Here is a 16,889-nt window from a genome sequence, read left to right as displayed (position 1 = left end):
GAATGCAGACACTGATGTCGCCCGGCCCGCTTCTCGACGATGGCGGACATTTGGTCGAGACGGGTTGGGCCCCATCGGAGATTCGCAAGTATCGACGCTCTGCGATCGCCGCTCCGAAGTTCCGGATCAAGGAGTGGGACTACTACTGCGTTCTTACTGCGGATTACGGCATCGCGTTGACCGTCGCCGACAACGGGTACATGGGCTTGCTCGGAGTCTCCTGGCTCGATTTCCGAACACCACACGAGATTACCGAAAACGTGATGCTGCCGTTCCCGATGGGAAGGCTCGGCCTGCCCGAAAGCGCGGACGACGGTGATGTGGTGGTGTCGAAAGGTAAAGCTCGCTTCGAGTTTCGCCATGTGGACGGTGGGCGCCACCTGATCGTCGACTACCCGGCTTTCGACGGTGGACGAGGTCTTCATGCCGATTTGTTCCTGGCGAGTCCTGCCGATGACCGGATGGTGATCGCCACACCGTTTCCGAAGGCGTCCCGATCGTTTTACTACAACCAGAAGATCAACTGCCTGCCCGCTGCCGGGACCGTGCGAATCGGGAGCGACGACTTCACATTTCGCTCGGAGGACTCGTTCGGCGTTCTCGATTGGGGCAGGGGAGTCTGGACTTACGACAACACCTGGTACTGGGGTTCTGCATCCGGAGTGGTGAACGGCGAGCGGTTCGGATTCAACATCGGTTACGGCTTCGGCGATACTACGGCGGCCAGCGAGAACATCGTGTTTGTCGGAGGGCGGGCACACAAACTGGACAGGATCGACTTCGGCATCCCGCAGGGAACGTACGACGGCGCTCCGTGGAACTTCTCGAGCAACGATGGTCGCTTCGAGATGACTTTCGAGCCGATCATCGACCGTGCCGCGACTTTCGACGTCGGGGTGCTGCGTTCGATTCAGCATCAGGTGTTCGGAAAGTTCTCCGGCACAGTGATCCTCGACGACGGTACCTCCGTGGTGGTTCGAGATCTCCTCGGATTTGCCGAGGAGGTTCGGAACCGCTGGTAGGCCGTACGTCTCCGCGAAGATGACGGAACGCACCATGAGCACCGGGGCATGATCGTGCCCCGGTGCTCGCGTCTCGAGTTGTTTCACTTCAGGCTGCTGTCGGTGGGCCGTTCCCGCCGATCGGCTGCTGATACGGATCAACTGACATCGGCGGATAGAACACCGATTTGCGATCCGGCCCGATCTCCACCCGCCACTCCGTGTGGTGCATCGTCCGATGATGATGACCGCACAACAAGATCAGATTGTCGAGATCCGTTGGGCCGCCATCGTTCCAGTGAACAATATGGTGAGCATCGCACCACCCCGACGGCGTCCCGCACCCTGGAAACGCACACCCGCCATCCCGAACCGCAAGAGCCCGCCGCTGCGGCACCGTTGCTGTTCTCGCTTCCTTACCGCAGTCGAGCGGAACACCATTCTCATCCAGGAGGATCCGGGTGACCGTGCAGTCGCAGGCCAACATCCGGGCGGTGTCGATGCTGATCGGGCCCACCCAATCCGTCCACGCGAAACCCAGTTCCTGAGTCGACGGCAAGAGGTCTTTCAGAACTTTAAGGTCTGTCATATCTTTCGCCGACGCAGTCACCGTGATGTGCGGTTTAACCCCGCCCTCGATCGGACCCAACCCCGCCCGCTCGTACCGGCGCAACAACTCGCAAAACCCGTCCGCACGCCGTAATGCCGGAGTACGCGTGTCCTTCACGCCGTCTTTCTCCGGCGTCGGCGCCGACAGACTCGACAGCAACGTGATCAGACGTGCCCCGTTCACAGCATCCAGATCACCCTTCACGGTCACCCGCCCGTACAAGCCTTTCGAGGCGTAGAACTCGTTACGCTCCGAATCCTCACCCACCGGAACGCCGTCTTCGCGTTTGCCGTACTGCTTCTCGATCCGCCGGATCGCTGCCCGCACCGCATCACAATCGGCGATGTTCTTCGACGCCAACCCCAACAGAATCCCGCGGGCCTTGTCCACATCCGCCGGCGTCATGTTCTTCGGCGGATGCTGACAAAACGACGCCACCTGCCGCGCCTTCAACGCATCCACGTCACCGCGATGGAATGCATCCGCGACAACAGGTTCGAGCATCAACAACCGCGCCAACCCGACCAGCAGGCTGCACTCACCGATCTCCAGATTCGTCGAACCATGCAACCACTGCGCGATCGCCCGAAAACCCTTCCCGCCGAGAACCTCACGGGAAAACATCTCCACGATCAGCAACACCATCCGCGACTGCAATTCGTGTCGGGCGCGCACCAGATCCAGAACCTCACTCTTGAGGTCCTCGCCATCCAGCTGCCACGCTTCCCGACTGTCCATGCTCAAAGTTTAATCGAACAAAGTTTCGAACACAAGACTTGGGTCTCGAAAACTGTTCCTATGCAATAATTTTCGACAATTCTGATTTCTGGGACTTTTCGGATCTTCATTCGATTTGCGGCAGGCAATCTCGACTGCCTCATTGCATGGACTCTGCTGACGCCGAGCGCTCGGCATACATTCCGGCTTCATGTTGACGTGGACGAGGGCACTTGGACGCGCGGCCGCGCATGGGCTCTGTCGATTGCATTGGTTGCCTTGCCGTACTACCGCGACACGAACGAGCAGATCACGGCCTGGGCGAAACATGCGATTGCCCAGGTCGTTGACGACGTCCACACCGAACTCTGAGACCACCCAGCGTCGTTTCCGTTCTCGCAACGATCCTTGGAACTCGAGCAGGGAGGGCAACAGTCTTGTCCGCGGCGACCGATCAGTCGATCGCGCTCAGGTCCCCGTACACCGTCCGGCCCTCCAGGACGGTGGCGAGCACCGTGATGTCGGCCAGCTCGGCCGGCTCGACGTCGAGGGGATTTGCCGACAGCACAACCAAATCCGCGTAGGCGCCGGGAAAGATGGACCCGATGTGATCTTCGCTGAACAGCTGCCAAGCGGCGTTGACCGTATGGGCGCGCACGGCGGCGTCCACGGGGATCCGTTCCTGGGGTGCGACGACGCGACCGCTGGGCGAAAGCCTGGTGACGGCGTCCTGCATGTTTCGTAGCGGATTGGCGGGGGTGACGGGACCGTCGTTGTGGAAGGTGAACCGTTGCCCGGCCGCGAGTGCAGATCCTGCTGCGGCCCAGACGGATCCGTATTCGGGGCCGAACAGGTCATCCACCAGAACGTCACCCCAGTAGTGCAAGTGGTCGATGAAGATGCTGACCGTGACGCCCAGTTCCGCTGCGCGGGCGAACTGATCCGGACGCATCGCGCCGACATGTTCGAGGCGCAACCGGTGATCGGGCCGGGGGTGCTCCTTCAGAAGCTGCTCCCACGCGTCGAGAACCATGGTGATCGCGTCGTCGCCGTGGGCGTGGCACGCCATCTGCCACCCCTTGGCGAAGTAAGCGGAACTGATGTCGTGGATCTGTTCGCCGGTGTAGTTGGCATGCCCGTGCGTGCAGGCGATCCCGAGCGCACGGGTGGCTTCGGTATCGAGATACGGGAAACTGGTGGCGATGTTGCCGACCCACGGCGAACCGTCGGACCAGGCCTTGATGCCGATCTGGCGCACCAGGTCGTTTCCGTCGCCCGGCGACGCCTCGGTAGTGCGTGCGTCGTTGGACATTTCGTAGAGCCGCAGACGGGTGGTGAGCAGTCCGGCGTCAGCTATCGCGGCCAGGGCTGGCCGCATCTTGGGGTCGAACGACAATTCGGCGATGGTGGTGATTCCCGCGGCGTTCAGCCGGGCGCATTCGGCCGCCACCAGTGCGGGGAAGTCGTCACCGATGGTGACTGCGTGGCCCGCGACTGCAAACACCGCAGGCATTTCGTACGCGGCTCCGTCGAGTGCGCCCGTCGCGTCGTGGCCGTACGATCCGCCGATCGGATCGGGGGTATCGCGGGTGATGCCGGCCTGCACTGCTGCCGCCGTGTTGAAATACGCGACGTGTCCCGAGTTGTGCATGATCACGAGGGGGTACTCCGGCGCTACGGAGTCCAGCCAGTCGATGGTCGGGTCGGGTAGGCCCTTCTGCAGCAACGGGTCCCAACCGTTCAGAGAAGCGCCGGCAGCACCTCGCGAACGAACAGTGTCGACGACGGCAGCAACTACGGCGTCCGCCTCGGCGATCGTGACAGGCCGGATGTCGACGACGTCAGGCCCGAGCACGATGGCTTCTTCCAAAGGGTGACCGTGTGGCTCGATGAACCCCGGCAGAACAGTGGCACCTCCGACGTCGACGACGCGGGTATCCGGCCCCACCAGTTTCTCGACGTCCGTGCGCGCGCCGACGGCTGTGATCCGGCCGCCCGTCACGGCGAGCGCCTGGGCGCGTGGTGATTCCTCGTGCATGGTCACGATGTCGCCGTACAGAACCAGATCAGCAGCCATGGTCAGTCCTTATCGGTTGTCCGCGTACGCCTGTAGGTGTGCCACCTGCTCGGGATCGAGTGAGGGACGTACCTTCTCACGGGCGGTTGCCACGTCCGCGGCCGTCACGTCGGCCGCGTCCATGCTCCGACGCATGGCGGCGAGTGCAGCCTCACGCAGGAGAGCCGAGCAGTCTGCTGCCGAGTATCCCTCGAGATCGACGGCCAGAATGTCCAAATCGACATCTTCGGCGAGCGGTACCGACTTGCCGGAAGCACGCAGAATCGCTTTGCGGGCCTCCGCATCCGGCGGCGGTACGAATACGAGACGTTCGAGTCTGCCGGGGCGCAGAAGAGCCGGGTCGATCAGATCCGGTCGGTTGGTGGCGCCCAACACCACGACGTCGCGTAGCGGTTCGACGCCGTCGAGTTCGGTCAGCAACGCGGCTACGACGCGATCCGACACCCCGGAGTCGGAACTTTGACCACGACGCGGGGCAAGGGCGTCGATTTCGTCGAGGAAGATCAACGAGGGCGCCGAATCGCGTGCGCGCTGGAACAACTCTCTTACGGCCTTTTCGGAGGCGCCGACCCACTTGTCCATCAGCTCCGCACCTTTGACGGCGTGGACGCTGAGGTGACCTGAGCTGGCAAGGGCACGAACGAGATACGTCTTACCGCAGCCGGGAGGGCCGTAGAGGAGCACGCCGCGGGGTGGGTCGACACCGAGGCGTGCGAAGGAGTCGGGGTGCTGTAGCGGCCACAGCACCGCTTCGGTGAGCGCCTGTTTGGTTTCGACCATGTCGCCGACGTCGTCGAGGGTGACGCTGCCGATCGACAGTTCTTCGGTACTCGAACGAGACAGTGGCCGAATCACTTCGAGGGCACCGACAAGATCTTCCTGCGTGATCTCCGGAGAATCACCGGATTTGGACGCCCGCGTCGCCGCTCGCAAGGCAGCTTCACGGCAGAGCGCCGCGAGGTCGGCGACCACGAATCCCGGTGCGCGCGAGGCGATGGCGTCGAGTTCGAGGGTTCCGGTGGGCACGCGGCGGAGCAGGAGTTCGAGCAACGCCTTGCGGGTTGCGCCGTCCGGCAGGGTAAGTGCGAGTTCTCGATCGCAGAGATCCTGGCCGCGAAGGCGCGCGTCGACGGTCTCCGGATGGGCGGAGGTCGCGACGAATGCCACGCCCGGGGTTGCGACGGCGCTGCGCAGTTGTTCGAGGATCAGTGCGGATACCGGTTCCGCGGTGGCCGGAAGCAGAGCGTCGATGTCACTGATCAGCAGTACACCACCGCCGCGCACGGCAGCAACGGCGTCGACGATTCGCTGCAGGCGGGTATTCGCCTCGGTGGCACCGACTCCCGGGCCGTCGAGTTCGACAAGTTTGCGCGAGGACAGGACCGAGCGGGCCAACGTGGCTTTGCCCACGCCGGCGGGGCCCGTGATGAGGACGCCGAGGTGCGGGGAGGCGCCGAGCGTACGGAGCAGTTCTGGTTCGTCGAGTGCCAGGCCGAGCCACTCGGTCAGCTTGGCTGCCTGCGCTTGCGCGCCGACGAGGTGATCCAGCGGAACCGACGGTGCAGGCTCGATCGCGACGGCGGCCGGACTGGAAACAAGCGCACTCGGTGTCAGTGTGCCCGCCGAGCCGGAACCCCAGTTGACTGCCGAATTCGGCTGGACGCTGACCGGACCACCGGCAGGTTCGACGGCCGTGACGGTGAGCAGTTCGGATGTCCACGCGACGCCGAAGGTACGGGAAAGCGCTTGGGTGGCTTCGGAAGTGCTCGTACCCGGACCGAGATCGCGGGGGAGGAGCGAGACCGTGTCGCCGACGCTGACGACCTTGCCCAGAAGGGCTTGTCGCAGAACCGTCGAGCTGATCGAATTTGTCGCCATGGACGAGCCGGTGACGGAGACGGATCGCGCTCCGTACACCGTCACCGGACCGACCACGACGGATGAGTTCTCGGTCAGGCCGACGTTCGACATGGTGACGTCGTCGAGAAGGATCGTGCCTGCCGGGGTTCCGGTGGGTGCACGGCCCGCGACGGTCGCGGTGCCGCGGGCTCCCATGAGTGCGATGGCATCCCATTCGCGGATGCCCAACGCCGCCAACGCTTCGGGGTGCAAGCGCACGACCCCGCGGCGTAGGTCGGCGGCAGAGGTGTTGAGTCGAACGGTGAGGGCGAGTTCCGGCGAAGTCACCTCTCGAGAGTACGTCGTGGACTAGCGGGGTCGCCGCAATCCGAGACGAGCGGCCGAGCGGCGGCCACCGACGTTGGGTTGGCGTCGGATCGCGCGGCGTTCGGAAGGCTTGATGTCCCAGGTTTCGGGACGTGCTGCCACCCACCGCTTCGAGTGCACGGCAAACGGGATGTGCACCAGGTAGATCGCGATGAGAACGATCAGCAGGATGTACGGGTAGGTGATGAGTGCGGCTGCAGCCAACGTCACCAGGACGAGCAGGCCGGCCGCCATGTGCGGCGGCACGGATACCGACTTCATCGCCAGCGTCGGGATGCGGCTGACGATCAGTGCAGCCGAGAAGAGCGTCCACACGATGACGACGAAGTGCGAAGACCACCAGCCGTCACCCCACTGAGCCGTCGCGGCCAGGGGAGTGAGGGCGATGAGTGCGCCGGCCGGAGCCGGAACGCCGACGAAGTACTCACGTGCATACGCGGGGACGTCGTCGTCGTCGTCGAGCAGGGTGTTGAAACGTGCGAGTCGCAACACGATGCTGACCGCGTAGATCAACGCGATGATCCAGCCGATGCTGGTGCCGTCCAGCAAGGTCACGTACAGGACCAGGGCCGGGGCGACGCCGAAGGAGATGGAGTCGGCCAGTGAGTCGAGTTCGGCGCCGATCTTGCTGGTGGCGTCGAGCAGTCGCGCGATGCGGCCGTCGAGTGAATCGAGGACGGCAGCTGCGCCGATCATCGCGAGCGAGGTACCGGGTTGTCCGTCGAGAGCGAATTTGACGGCGGACAGCCCGGCGCACAGCGCCAGGATGGTGATGACGGACGGCAGCAACCGCACCGCCTGGGTGCGTTTGGGCATCTTCGCGCCGGGTTGGGCTGCTCCCGGCTTCTTCACGGCTGACTTCATCTTCGGCGTCTTCACGGCAGTTGCGCGATAACTGTTTCAGCACCGATCGTGCGTTGTCCCGGCTCGACCAGGAGTGTGGTTCCGGCGGGGAAATAGGTGTCGACGCGTGAGCCGAAACGGATCAGTCCGTACGTGTCGCCGATCGGCAGGACGTCACCGACACCGGCGTAGCAGACGATGCGGCGTGCAAGCAGTCCCGCGATCTGGACAACCGCAACGTCGTGACCATCGGCGGTTTCGATCAGCATGCTGTTGCGCTCGTTGACCTCGCTGGCGTCGGCGAGATCTGCGGAGAGGAACTTGCCTGCCTGGTGAACGACCTCTTTGACCGTTCCACCGACAGGGCTGCGCTGGACATGCACGTCGAGAACCGACAGGAAGATGCTGACGCGCGGGCGCGGCTCGCTTCCGAGATTGAGCTCGGCGGGCGGAACGGCGTTGTCGACCAACGCCACCTCGCCGTCGGCGGGTGCGACGACGACGCCGATGCGGTTGGGCGGCACCCGGTGCGGGTGACGGAAGAACGTGGCGCATGCGGCGGCGGTGGTCAGACCGGCTCGGCGCACCCACTTACGGTTGCGGCCCAGAGCTGCAACTCCCAGCGGGGCCAGCACGAACGGCAGGCCGGCGGGATGAAGTGGCGGAATCGCATGGCGAACCAGATCGACGATATGTCCGATCCCGGTGGGTTGCGGGGTTCCGGGGGGTGTGGGTCGGCGTGCCACAGGCTCCTCTAACTACTCGGTAGGTCTTCTGCTGGTCGCACTGACAGTACGGGGTGGTAAAGCATCCATAGATTACGTGAACGCCTTCTCTCCTACAGGCTGTAGTGGCATCAAGTACGAGTAGTACCCGACACAGTCGCCGGTGCGTATCGCCAGCGGGAGCGTCGCACCGCTTACTCGGATCACCAGTTGCCGCCCCGGTTGGGCTGCGGCGGCGTCGCGCAGTCGCTGCCGGTCGACCAGTACTCGGAACTTCTCACGGGGATCCGTTCCGCCCGGATCCACCCGGGCACCACCGTCTTCGCCGACGCTGACGACGGCACTGTCCTCGGTGCCGTTGAGCAGGGCGGCAAGGTGGTCGCCGCTCAGTTCGACGGCGTTGTGGTGCTCGCGCAGGATTCGGTGATCGGGGAACTCTCCGTCCTCGATCAGGGGGCTGGACACCTCACCTCCCGGATACGACGCAGTCACCGTGCGCGCGGAGAAAGTCAGCGTCACGACGCCGGCGACGTCGCGCAACAATCGCGCGAAGGTGACGGGAACGACAGCGGACACCGTCAGAGCGGAGTGAACTGTCACCTCGGCGACCGCGAGCCGGAACTGATCAGTGGTGACAAACGCAGCGACGCCGTCGTGAATGTCGAGGTGGACGCCGCGAAGTATCGGGAACTCCGATTCCTCGTTCACGGCGAACAGCACGGCGTCGAGTGCGCGTCGTAGATCCCACGAGTCGATGTCCACGCCGCCGGAGATAGGTAGCGCGTCGATCAGGCGGTGGATTCGTCCCAGTTCGGCCCGGGCGTCGGCGAGACCGTCCTCGAGGTTGCGCAGATGGGCGTCGAGGCACGAATGGGGTTCCGGTCCGGTCAGGACGGCCATCATGTCGCGGATCGGAACACCGACGCGCCGCATACCGGCGATCACGCGTGCGTCGCGGAGTTGGTCGTCGGTGTACCAGCGGTAACCGGTGTGCGGATCGACGGAATGCGGGACGAGCACGCCTTCCTTGTCGTAGAACCGCAGCGCGCTGATCGGGAGCGCCGACGCCCTGGACATCTCGCCGATCGTCAAGAGGGCGGAACTAGTGGTCACGGATCAATTCTGCCCGCAGTCGCTCGATAGCGCCCCTGATCATCCGGCCGTAACCGTCGTCGGCGAGTGTGCCGACCGACGCCTCGGCCTTCGTCAGATGCTCGACGGCCTCGGCGTCGCGTCCGAGTTTGCGGTAGTCGGCAGCCAGGTTGAGGTGCAGCGATGGATAGAAACCGGCGACCTGCAGCGATGCGTGGTGTTCCTGGGCTCGCGCGTCGGTCAACGAATCTGCAGCGTCGAGGGCGCGCAGGTCCCAGCAGAGCTCTTGAGCCGGATCGTCTTGAACGTCGGCCATGTAGTGCGCGAGGGAGACGATGTGGAGCGCATCGGGGGCGGCGCTGATCTCTTCCCACACCTTCTCGAACGCAGAGCGAGCCCCGGCTCGATCGCCGGAGCTCGCCAATTCTTGTGCCTGCGCTATCTGTGTCATCACGGGATCCATGGAACGGATCCTGATGCCTCGACCAGGTCGAGGGTCAAGCAGAGGTGCGTGCAGCCGCCTCGGCCTCGCTCTTCACACGCTTCAAGGTGGCATTCATGCCTTCAACGAGCTCGACCTCGAAGTCGGCGTTTCCGCCCAGGACGGTCTTGACGAGGAACTGCGAGACCTTCGACGTTCCGGTGGGAGCCTCGCGACGCTCGGTCACTTTGGTGCCGGTAGCGGTCGGCTCGAGTTCGTAGGACCAGATCGTGCGGTTCTCCGCGATGCGGAACGCCACCGACTTGTTGGGCTCGAAGCGAACGACCTTCGACGACGTCGGCCAGACCAGCAGGCCCTTGCGGTTGACGTTGATCGTCTTGGCGCCCTCACGCACGGTCCCGCCGATTACCTTCATCACCTTGCACTGGGGGCTCCATTCGCCCATGCGCTGCAGGTCGGCGACGATTGCCCACACGTCCTGCGGTGATGCGTCGATGTCGATGCTTGCTTCGAGGGTGTTGGACACAGTCTCTCCAGTCGAGTTGATGCTACGTAAAGTTACAAACACTTTTGTCGATCGTAAGCGATCCGTCAATGGACCATGTGTGTCAGGTCACTGTACGGCCGTCCAACAGGGTCGTGCGGGAACACGCGCGGTGGTAGCGGACAATGGTTCGCGCACGTATGACGATCCATCCGACTGGAGTACCGAGAAGTGAACAGCGACGCCGCGACGCAGGATGGCCTCAAGCGAGGGCTGACAGCGCGCCATATCCGCTTCATCGCCCTCGGATCAGCCATCGGAACCGGACTGTTCTACGGCAGCGCCGAGGCCATCAAACGAGCCGGCCCGTCGGTGCTCCTGGCCTACCTGATCGGCGGTATCGCGGTCTACCTGGTGTTGCGAGCGCTCGGCGAGATGGCGGTCCGTAACCCGGTTTCCGGTTCGTTCAGCGAGTACGCGAACAAGCACCTCGGACCACTCGCCGGTTTCATGACCGGGTGGACGTACACGTTCGAGATGGTGATCGTGTGCCTCGCCGACGTCACCGCCTTCGGCCTGTACATGCAGTTCTGGTTCCCGGACGTACCGAGATGGATCTGGGTTCTGGCTGTCGTCTTCTTCATCGGCGCGATAAACCTGTTGAGCGTCAAGGTGTTCGGCGAACTGGAATTCTGGTTCACGCTCGTGAAGATCACCGCCATCATCGCGATGATCGCCGGCGGCATCGCGATCATCGTGTTCGGATTCGGCGTTCACGACACCGATGCCGGAATCAGCCACCTCTGGTCGGACGGCGGGTTCTTCGCGACGGGCTTCGGCGGATTCGTCGCGTGTTTCGCGATCGTCATGTTCGCGTTCGGTGGCACCGAGATCATCGGTATCACCGCGGGCGAAGCCGAGGATCCGGCGCAGACCATCAGGAAAGCCGTCAACACGGTCCCGGTGCGCATCATTCTCTTCTATATCTGCACCCTCGCCGTCATCATGGCGATCATTCCGTGGCAGACCATCAACTCCGACAACAGCCCGTTCGTCCAGATCTTCGAGAACCTCGGATTGGGAACGGCCGCATCGATCCTCAACATCGTCGTCATCACCGCAGCCCTGTCAGCCATCAACAGCGACGTTTTCGGTGCGGGTCGCATGATGTTCGGAATGTCGCATGCCGGCCAGGCCCCGCAGGTGATGAAGAGAGTCTCCGCCAACGGTGTTCCGTGGATGACCGTTGTCATCATGACCGTTGCCCTGTTGGTGGGAGTAGTGCTCAACTACCTGATCCCGGACCAGGTGTTCCTCGTCATCGCCTCGCTGGCGACCTTCGCCACCATTTTCGTCTGGATCATGATCCTGCTCTCGCAGTTCCGTTCCCGCGCTCAGATGAGTGCAGACGAAACAGCGGCACTGAAGTTTCCAGTGCCGCTGTGGCCGTACGGTCAGATCTTCGCGATCGTGTTCCTGGCTTTTGTCATCGTGTTGCTCGGCGTCATCGCCGATACCCGAGTTGCGCTGCTCGTCGGCGCCGGATGGCTGGTTCTGCTGACGGGCGCGTACTACAAGTGGGTGAAACCGGCTGTCAGCGCAGCGGATCGAAGTGACTCATGACGGTCGGCGTCTGAGCACCGGTCATCGAGTCGGCCACCATCTTTCCCGTCAACGGACCCAGAGCGATTCCCCACATCCCGTGGCCACCGGCGACGTGCACGCGCGGCGAGCGCGTGGCTCCGATCAACGGCAAGCCGTCGGTAGTGCACGGTCGTGATCCCACCCACTCCTCTTCCCGCGCAGTCCAGTCGATGCCGCTGAGCATCGGCTTGGCCGCATCGATGATCGCCTGCACGCGGCGCGGATCCAGCGGCGCGTCAGGGCTGCGGAATTCCATCATTCCGGCCACTCGGAAGCGATCGTGCAACGGAGTGCATGCGACGCGCTGGGTGGGGAAATACACAGGGTTCTTGGGGAGGTGCTCGGGCTTGACACTGAAGCTGTATCCGCGTCCGGCCTGCACCAGTTTGCGCACACCGAACGGTGCTGCGAGCTTGTTCAAGCGGGCACCGCTCGAGATGACCACGGCGTCGCCGTCGCGTGAATCACCGTGTGCACTGCGAACAGTGACTCCGCCGACCCGATCGTCGATCTGCGTGACGTCGAAACCGCTGACGATTTCTCCACCGCGTTCACGAACCGCGTCCGCCAACGAGTTCACGAACAACGGGGGATCGATGAAACGCTGATTACGCAGACGCAAACCGGCTTTCACACCCTGGCCGAGTGAAGGCTCGAGCGAGTGAATCGCGTCGTAGTCGAGGAGGTCGAAGTCGACTTCTCCGCCGGCAGCTTCGACGTGATGGAACTCGTCCACCAAGGTCTGTCGGTCCTTCTCGGACGCAAACGCGGCGAGGAAAGGATCGGCCAGGCGGGTCAGCTCTTTGACGCCACCGTCGGCGAGTTCGTCGTACGCGCCCAAGGCTGTTCGGTTGACCTCGGTGTAGACCGACATCGCTTCCTGCCACTTCGACGGCGTGCAGTGGCGCGCGAACCCGACCAGGAACCGAATCAGCTTCAGATCGGTGGTGAGTGGCACGTACACCGGGGACGACGGGCTGAGCATCGCGCGCAAGCCGTATTGGAGCACTGCGGGTTCGGGCAGCGGAAGCGTCAATGCGGGGGCCAGCCAACCGGCGTTGCCCCAGCTCGCGTCGGCTGCGACGCCGTCGCGATCGACGACGGTGACCTCGACTCCACGTTCCTGCAAGAACCAGGCCGTCGACAATCCGACAACACCCGCACCGACCACGACCACACGATCGGGGCTTTGACGAGTTCCCATGACGCACTCCTTCTACAGACTCTGCTCGAACCGAGACGCCGGTCACATCCGGCTCTTCTCCCAAGCATGAATCGCGGGGGCGGCAAAAGGACTGGCCGTTCGGCCACAGCTTCGGGGAATGCGTTGTGCGAGTGCACAGCCCTCGCTTGGGAAGCGAATCACAGTGAGTCGGTTCGTAAATGCGCTGGAACTTTTGAATTAATACTAAAGTATTAACCATCTCTCGAATGAGCTGCGTTGTTAATACTTTAGTATTAATGTTTCGCTGAATGTTAGTTCCTTGGTATTAGTCGCGTGCAAATCCTGGATGTAAGTGGGGGCGCCATTTCAAGTTGTCGAGAGATTTCTTTCAAAAACTGTTACAAGTTCTAGTAATTGAGGTATGGTGACGGTCATCACATAAACGGCAAATCGTGAATGGCCTTCAATCGTCGATCAGCTGTTCCAACTTACCGCTCGGTGTGAGCATCCAGTGGAATGGGTGCTACCAAACCAGCTGATTGGAGGTGGTTTCTCACGGTCGGACGTCATCTTTTTCGGAATCGAGACATGATTCCCGGGTGATGTCGTATCGCTAATCTCCGTTGTCAAGATTTCGGTCGTGCATCGGTAGTGAACAAATCCTATCGTGCTGCGCACGGCCTCAAAGACTTCCCCTTCGCCGCGAAAATTCCGGTGATGCGGAGGCTGTCAATGCAGTAGTTCAACTTTACTCGAACTGCGTTTTGGCAGGAAGTGCTATCAACGCTAAAAACCGATCCCGAAAGGGAATGAGGAGTAGAAGATATGCATGTTTCAACGGCAAAACGTACGGTGGCCGCTCTAGCAGTAGCAACTGCTTCGGCGGGCATGGTATTCGCAGCAGTTGCACCGGCGTCGGCAACTGCAGGTACGACGGTGACGAGCTATAACCAGGCGTGCCGCGCTGTAAGTGTTGGGCAGACCGTGGATCAGGTAGTTCCAACCTCGGTCACGGCTAACCACGTCACTGTGAATGCCACGCCCGGGGTAAATTCATACACCCTTCAGCCCGGTTCAGCGACGACGCCCAGCAGTTCTGGCGTCTCGGGTGTCACATTCCTCGGCATTGATGACGTCAGGCTTGTCTACCGCTATGACCCAGCGACGTTCGTCGCAGGATCGGCCGCACTGGTGGCCGGTTCCGGTTCGGGCTACACAGGCACGGTCACTCTCACCGATACCGGATCGCAACTGATCGTGGACGGTGCGGATGTCGGCGTAGGCGTGACATACCAGCTTCCGAAGATTAGTTTCCAAACTCGGAACAGTGCGTTGGACGTGAAGTTCGACACTCAGGGCACCGCGGCCCAGATGTATAACTTCTCGGCGAATTACTTCCGTTTCACATCGAAGGCGTCAGTGCCTATCTTCGGGACAGTCAGTGCGCCGACCTCATGCATTCCCGCCAATGCGGTGGGTGCGACCGGTAGTTACCCGGCACTGAATTCGGGTGCGGGCGTTCTGCATCCATAGTCAATCCGGACCCCGGTGATTAGCAGCGCTGCCTGACACCCCACTCAGGCAGCGCTGTTTTGCGTAGTCTTGTGCGTGAGTGCCAGAAGTGTGTGCCGGGAGGCGCTTCCAGACCATGTGGATGCGAGTTACGTGCAGAATTACCCGCTCGACAAGAATCCCGACCTACCGCAGTGGTAGGCCGGGCTCGTAATGTCTTGGTGAATAAGGGATCAGGATGCGATGACGGTCGAGTTGCTCTCGAGCTCACGCGTCTTTGCGGCTTCCTTCAGTTCCTCGAAACTCGCGCGAAGCAACTCCAGGTAGTGGCCTAGATCTGGCATCGTTGCGGCGTCTGCAATCACGTTGAGCGTTAGGTTGCCGCCACTCGCAGCTACCATGAAGTGCCGCAGCCCGTCACCGTCGACCGGTGCTTGATTAGCGAGTACGGCAGTGCCAGATGCCCCGTTCAGGGTCAGTCCGTTGACCGAGAGCGGAATGTTACTCACCATCGTGTGCTGATACCGCGGCCCATCCGGCTTGTAGTCGTCATGGTGACGTGAATATGCCATCAACCGCGCTATCGGAGCGGGTAGGGTCTCCAACACTGTGCTCATCCGCCGGACCGCTGTGTGGGACGTACGGGCCTTCTCCGAGCGTGCAGACTCTGCGATGAGAGCGAGTCTCTTCAGCGGATCCGTGATCGTGGTGTGCATGTTCACGGACAGATTCACCAATTGGTTTGCGGACTCCCACTCCTCTTGCTTGCGCATGGACCGCGGAACCATCGCGAACAGAGAACCTCGAGGCGCTTCGCTCTTCTCGGTAAGGTATCGCGCCATCGCGCAACCGACCACAGCCAGAAGGACGTCGTTGACAGTCGCTCCGGGGACTGCGTTCTTCACATGCCGAACCTCGTTGCCTGCGAGGATGATCGGCTCCACCAATGCCGACCCGCTTACCTTGCAGTTGAAGCGGGTGCTAGTACTTTCGTAGATGCACTCGTCCCATTCTCCAGCACTCTTCGCCTCGACTACCGCACGGGCAGCAGCCCGATTGCCCGGAATGCTCTTGGCGAACTGGATAAGTTGGCCGGGGAAACTCAGCACTGATCGCGTGAAGAGACGTCCCCGTAGGAACCGTATTGCAGGTGCTGATTTCCTCGGCCGTTGCGCATCCGAAAATATGGCTTCACCCAGCATTCGGATCGCGATTCCGTCGGCCGCGCTGTGATGAGACTTGAGCACAACCGCCGTCAGCCTGCCGGGTAGAGCGTCAAGCCCCTCGATCCCCGTGAAAAAGTGCAGTTCCCAGGGTGGGCGGCTGAGATCCATTCTCGAGGTCAGCAGGGCGCTGAGCATTTCTTGAAATGGTGCCCAACCCGGCTCGGAAATCGCGTTGACCCGCACGTGGTCGCCCACATCCAGGTTGGGGTCTGGAACCCAGTACGGATGGCCGAGTCCCAGTGGCGTGTGCTGGATTCGGTGGGTGAACATGCGATTGTGTCCGAGCCTGGCGGTGACCCAATCGACGGCTTGCGCCTGCGTGAATTCTGCGGCTGGGTGCTGAGATGTTTCGAAGAAGTACACGCCGACCAGATGCTTCAGGTGGCCGGCGGACTCGTTGTAGACGAAGTCCGCGTCTCGCGGATTCACCTGTGTGACAGCCGCATCCAGCAGGTTGGGCAGTCTCATGTCGAACTCCTCACGTGGCGGGTGCCGGATCAAAGTGTCCGTGCCCCGGAACTCTCGTGGCCCGGAACTCTCGTGCCTGGAAAACTCTCGTGCTTGGAACGCGAAATGACCCCCGAGGCGAATTGGAGCCTCGGGGATCATCGAAGTTCAGAGTAGAGAAGTTGCACCAGAGAATTTACTTCTGCAGAATGGTACTTCCCAGGCCGGTCAACTCTATGGTCCCAGTAGCCCAGGCGATCAAACTGGTGATATATCTTTGCAGCATTGTAAATCACCTTTCCTTAGAGCGGCGTCGGCGTGTACGCGGACAGGGTGTTGAGATACTTCGCGAACGTACCTACTAGGTCGATTGAGCCAAATCCCACCAGATCCGACAGATAGCTCATTGAAAGATCGAACATTATTGTCTCCTCTCCCGACTACGGGGCAACGGTCGAGCCGAGGGCGGTCTGAATGCTTCCACCAATACCTGCAGAACCGCTAGCCATTAGGTTGATGGCTGCGGAGATAGACTTGAAGATGCCGTCGACTATTGCCTGCACATAAACGAACGGGGGTAGCAATGATTGCGAATCAATGCTCGTGACTGCGTCGATTATACTTGCTGTATCCACTATGCTAACGCTCCTTGCGGTAGATTTTTATCACGGTAGGAAA

Annotated in this window: 14 protein-coding genes; 4 read left to right on the top strand and 10 right to left on the bottom strand. The window is 61.9% G+C overall.

Annotation, left to right across the window (positions count from 1 at the left end; all coding sequences use genetic code 11):
* The first annotated feature begins 2 nt into the window (after positions 1 to 2).
* Positions 3 to 1,022, top strand: a complete 1,020-nt coding sequence (locus tag M1L53_RS31180; RefSeq protein WP_007730095.1) for a DUF2804 domain-containing protein — start codon at positions 3 to 5, stop codon at positions 1,020 to 1,022.
* A gap of 88 nt (positions 1,023 to 1,110) precedes the next feature.
* Here the strand turns inward: M1L53_RS31180 and M1L53_RS31175 are convergent, their stop codons facing one another.
* Positions 1,111 to 2,349, bottom strand: a complete 1,239-nt coding sequence (locus M1L53_RS31175) for an HNH endonuclease signature motif containing protein (RefSeq protein ID WP_054186905.1) — start codon at positions 2,347 to 2,349, stop codon at positions 1,111 to 1,113.
* A 198-nt stretch (positions 2,350 to 2,547) separates the two neighbouring features.
* Between M1L53_RS31175 and M1L53_RS31170 the strand changes: the two genes are divergently transcribed.
* Positions 2,548 to 2,700 carry a hypothetical protein gene (locus tag M1L53_RS31170; protein ID WP_007733703.1) on the top strand — a complete coding sequence of 51 codons (153 nt, stop codon included), beginning with the start codon at positions 2,548 to 2,550 and terminating at the stop codon, positions 2,698 to 2,700.
* Positions 2,701 to 2,782: 82 nt separating this feature from the next.
* Here the strand turns inward: M1L53_RS31170 and M1L53_RS31165 are convergent, their stop codons facing one another.
* The 7 genes from M1L53_RS31165 to M1L53_RS31135 form a co-directional block, all read right to left on the bottom strand.
* On the bottom strand, positions 2,783 to 4,405 hold the full coding sequence (locus M1L53_RS31165) for an amidohydrolase (RefSeq protein ID WP_054186906.1): 1,623 nt from the start codon (positions 4,403 to 4,405) through the stop codon (positions 2,783 to 2,785).
* Between the two features lie 9 nt (positions 4,406 to 4,414).
* Entirely contained in the window at positions 4,415 to 6,592 is a 2,178-nt protein-coding gene (locus M1L53_RS31160; RefSeq protein ID WP_003941536.1) for an AAA family ATPase, read from the bottom strand.
* A gap of 21 nt (positions 6,593 to 6,613) precedes the next feature.
* Positions 6,614 to 7,447, bottom strand: coding sequence for a phosphatidylcholine/phosphatidylserine synthase (locus M1L53_RS31155; protein ID WP_054186910.1), 834 nt, complete (start codon positions 7,445 to 7,447; stop codon positions 6,614 to 6,616).
* Positions 7,448 to 7,506: 59 nt separating this feature from the next.
* The gene (locus M1L53_RS31150) at positions 7,507 to 8,220 is read right to left on the bottom strand and encodes a phosphatidylserine decarboxylase (RefSeq protein ID WP_003941540.1); all 714 of its coding nucleotides are present in this window, start codon (positions 8,218 to 8,220) and stop codon (positions 7,507 to 7,509) included.
* Between the two features lie 72 nt (positions 8,221 to 8,292).
* Positions 8,293 to 9,312 (bottom strand): MerR family DNA-binding transcriptional regulator, encoded by a 1,020-nt coding sequence (locus tag M1L53_RS31145; protein WP_042450437.1) that lies wholly within the window; start codon positions 9,310 to 9,312, stop codon positions 8,293 to 8,295.
* The gene (locus M1L53_RS31140; RefSeq protein ID WP_007733713.1) at positions 9,302 to 9,754 is read right to left on the bottom strand and encodes a hypothetical protein; all 453 of its coding nucleotides are present in this window, start codon (positions 9,752 to 9,754) and stop codon (positions 9,302 to 9,304) included. Before M1L53_RS31140 ends, M1L53_RS31145 begins: the two co-directional genes overlap by 11 nt.
* Before the next feature lie 34 nt (positions 9,755 to 9,788).
* A complete protein-coding gene (locus M1L53_RS31135; protein ID WP_003941500.1) occupies positions 9,789 to 10,259 on the bottom strand; it encodes an SRPBCC family protein in 471 nt (156 codons plus the stop codon).
* A gap of 189 nt (positions 10,260 to 10,448) precedes the next feature.
* Between M1L53_RS31135 and M1L53_RS31130 the strand changes: the two genes are divergently transcribed.
* A complete protein-coding gene (locus tag M1L53_RS31130; protein WP_021333985.1) occupies positions 10,449 to 11,840 on the top strand; it encodes an amino acid permease in 1,392 nt (463 codons plus the stop codon).
* Here the strand turns inward: M1L53_RS31130 and M1L53_RS31125 are convergent.
* Positions 11,812 to 13,065: an FAD-binding oxidoreductase gene (locus M1L53_RS31125; protein WP_021333986.1), complete on the bottom strand. Its 1,254-nt coding sequence runs from the start codon at positions 13,063 to 13,065 to the stop codon at positions 11,812 to 11,814. The two genes, M1L53_RS31130 and M1L53_RS31125, sit on opposite strands and share 29 nt — an antisense overlap.
* A gap of 786 nt (positions 13,066 to 13,851) precedes the next feature.
* Between M1L53_RS31125 and M1L53_RS31120 the strand changes: the two genes are divergently transcribed.
* Entirely contained in the window at positions 13,852 to 14,559 is a 708-nt protein-coding gene (locus M1L53_RS31120; RefSeq protein ID WP_125050456.1) for a hypothetical protein, read from the top strand.
* Positions 14,560 to 14,771: 212 nt separating this feature from the next.
* Here M1L53_RS31120 and M1L53_RS31115 read toward each other — a convergent pair whose 3' ends face one another.
* Positions 14,772 to 16,232 (bottom strand): wax ester/triacylglycerol synthase domain-containing protein, encoded by a 1,461-nt coding sequence (locus M1L53_RS31115; protein ID WP_007733717.1) that lies wholly within the window; start codon positions 16,230 to 16,232, stop codon positions 14,772 to 14,774.
* Positions 16,233 to 16,889 lie beyond the last annotated feature (657 nt).

Source organism: Rhodococcus sp. T9N (assembly GCF_024436645.1).
GTDB lineage: Bacteria > Actinomycetota > Actinomycetes > Mycobacteriales > Mycobacteriaceae > Rhodococcus_F > Rhodococcus_F qingshengii.
The sequence above is the reverse complement of the archived record's forward strand: the minus strand, read 5'-3'. Positions and strand labels throughout refer to the sequence as shown.